Source organism: Fusibacter sp. (assembly GCF_057447755.1).
Genome location: NZ_JBVBZF010000387.1, coordinates 1 through 3044, shown reverse-complemented (window position 1 = coordinate 3044; position 3044 = coordinate 1). Strand labels below are relative to the sequence as shown.

Genomic DNA, 3044 nt, shown 5'->3' with positions numbered 1-3044 from the left:
ACGTTGAATCTAAACAACATCACATCGCCATCTTGAACGATGTATTCTTTGCCTTCAAGTCTAACCTTGCCAACTTCTTTGGCAGCGGCCATTGTACCGTACTCTTTGATGTCTTCATAAGCGATTGTCTCAGCTCTGATGAAGCCACGCTCGATATCAGAATGGATTTTACCAGCAGCTTGTTGTGCTTTGGTACCACGTCTGATGGTCCAAGCTCTTACTTCTTGAGGACCTGCGGTTAAGAAGCTGATGAGGTCTAGTAGGTGATAACTTGCTCTAACGAGTTTATCAAGACCAGATTCTTTAAGGCCAAGTTCTTCAAGGAAGGCATGCTTGTCTTCGTCATCAAGTTCAGAGATTTCTTGTTCTACCTTACCACAGATTACAACGACATCTGCGTTCTCAGAAGCAGCAAATGCCTTTACTTCTTTAACATAATCATTTTCAACACCTGCGATGACATCTTCTTCAGATACGTTTGCACAGTAGATGATTGGTTTAAATGAAAGTAAGTTGAGTGAAGCGACGAATTCTTCTTCATCAGCAGTTAAATCCATAGTTCTAGCAGATAAGCCATCGTCTAATGTCTTTTTGATGCGCTCTAAGAGTTCAAGCTCTCCAGCCATCGTCTTATCGCTTTTAAGTTGTTTTTGTGTTTTTTGGATACGACGGTCTAAAAGCTCAGAATCAGAGAGGATAAGCTCTATGTTGATGGTCTCTATATCGCTTAATGGTCCGATTTTACCTTCAACGTGGACAACGTTCTCATCTTCAAAACATCTAACAACGTGTACGATCGCAGCAACTTCTCGAATATGGCTTAAGAATTGGTTACCAAGACCCTCGCCTTTAGAAGCACCTCTTACAAGACCTGCTATATCATAAAATTCAATAGCGGTTGGAACGACTTTTTTAGAGTTATACATTTCTTTTAAGACATTTAAACGTTCATCCGGCACAGAAACAACACCAACGTTTGGTTCTATTGTACAAAACGGATAGTTTGCACTTTCCGCGCCAGCTTTTGTAATTGCATTGAACAATGTGCTTTTACCAACATTTGGTAAACCTACAATACCTAATTTCATTTTTGACCTTCCTTCTAAATATATGTGAAAATTTTACAATTTTGCTTCCATCACGCATAAATCATTATAAACCATTAACAAGGCATTGTAAATATTATATAATAAGAAGATACGCAACATAAATATTACATTAAATAGGTATGATTAATTTAAGGAAGTGACTTATGATAAAGGGAAATGTAAAAGTAGAATTGGCACAAGGCGCGACACTTCATTTGATTCGATCTGAAAAATTTAAGACGGTTCTAGTAGGTCTTTATATTAAACGACCACTTTTACCTGTGGAAGCATCTTATAATGCGCTTTTATCGAGAATATTGGACCATGGGACGAGAACATTGCCCTCATTAAGTGAAGTCAATAGTGAGCTTGAATACTTGTATGGATCGGTAATTGTTACAGATACACACAAGTATGGCAATAGTCAAACGATTCAGATGAAGTTGTCTTTTCCAAATGAGAAATATTTAGATGAAGAGGCTTTTTATGAAAAACCAATAGCCATCCTAAGTGATATGCTATTTGATCCATTGATTGAAAATGGTGGATTTAAAAAGGAAATATTCGACCAAGCACAGGAAACTTTAATCAGTGAAATTGAAATGAGAAAAGAAGACAAGATGGACTGGGCAATTTCGGCTTGTCTGGAAACCATGTTTGCTGAAGAAAATTATAGGATTCATGAGCTGGGCACCATAGAATGGGTAAAGGGCATAACACCTCAATCTTTATATGAACACCTTCAGCTTTTATTAAAAGAAGCTGAAATTGACATCATCATCAGTGGTGATGTGACTGAAGAACGATTTGCACCAGTTATAAAGGATGCTTTTAAGTTTGAAAGAACATCATTTTCACCGATACCAAACGTCTTTTATCAAAGGGAAATTGATGAAGTCAGACATTACGAAGAAAAAATGAAGGTAACTCAGGGAAGATTGGTCTTGGGTTATCAGTATGATATTAGATATGATGACCCAAAATACATGGCACTTTTTTTAGCCAGCGCTGTATTAGGTGGTGGCGGCGGTTCAAGACTCTTCCAAAGAGTCAGAGAAAAAGAGTCCTTGAGTTACACCATATTTGCTAGAACAGATAAGTTTAAATCCGTCATGCTCATTTATGCGGGCATTGATCCTGACAATTATCAAAAGACCCTGGACATTATAAAGGAAGAAGTGGCTTTAATGCAAGAAGGTGGCTTTGCAGATGAAGAGTTGGCAAAGTCAAAGGAAGTGTTGATTTCTAGTTACTTATCGATTTCGGATTACCAGAATAGCTTCATCAACTATTACTATGCACAACTTCAGTTCGACTTGCCAACTGACATTCAACAGAAGATTGAAGCTGTTGAAAATGCAACGAAGGCAGATGTTATCGAAGCCTCTAAGCACTTGAAGTTAGACACCGTGGCATTTATCAATAAGGAGGACTAGGATGAAAATAGAAACGATTTCAAATGACTATATAAATGAAATGTACCATCGCGTTTTTCTTGAATCAGGCTTAGAAGTAGTGATTGTGCCAAAAAAAGATTTTGAAAAAAAATACGCTTTTTTCGCAGTGAACTACGGCGGAATCCATAACCAATTTTATATTGGCGATGACCAATATGTAGAAATGCCTGCAGGTATTGCTCATTTTCTTGAACACCAGGTTTTTGAAGATGCAGAAAAGAGCACTTTTTCAGCCTTTGAAGAAATTGGAGCGACGATAAACGCCTATACCAGCAATTATGCCACAGTTTACCACTGTGATGCTGTTAAATATACAGAAGATGCAATTAGCCTGCTTATGAACTTTGTTCAGCAGCTTAACGTGACTGATAAGAGTGTTCATAAAGAGATTGGTGTTATCGAACAAGAGATTAGGATGTATGAGGATGAACCGTCATGGCAGCTAAATCGTGAGCTGATGAAATCACTTTTTTCAGTGCATCCAGTCAAGGACGAAATT

3 protein-coding genes are annotated in these 3044 nt (G+C 37.7%); 2 read left to right on the top strand and 1 reads right to left on the bottom strand.

Translation table 11 applies throughout. The features are described 5' to 3' along the window. On the bottom strand, positions 1-1088 hold a 1088-nt coding region (ychF, locus tag AC220I_RS20615), incomplete at its 3' end, for a redox-regulated ATPase YchF (RefSeq protein ID WP_486725749.1). 164 nt (positions 1089-1252) lie between these two features. Here ychF and yfmF point away from each other — a divergent pair. After that, entirely contained in the window at positions 1253-2524 is a 1272-nt protein-coding gene (gene yfmF, locus AC220I_RS20610; protein WP_486725748.1) for an EF-P 5-aminopentanol modification-associated protein YfmF, read from the top strand. Position 2525: 1 nt separating this feature from the next. Continuing rightward, the coding region (locus tag AC220I_RS20605) for a M16 family metallopeptidase (RefSeq protein ID WP_486725747.1) at positions 2526-3044 on the top strand (519 nt) is incomplete at its 3' end.

Excerpts from the sequence above, each read along its gene's own strand:
- yfmF (WP_486725748.1), top strand. The coding sequence starts at position 1,253 with ATGATAAAGGGAAATGTAAAAGTAGAATTGGCACAAGGCGCGACACTT.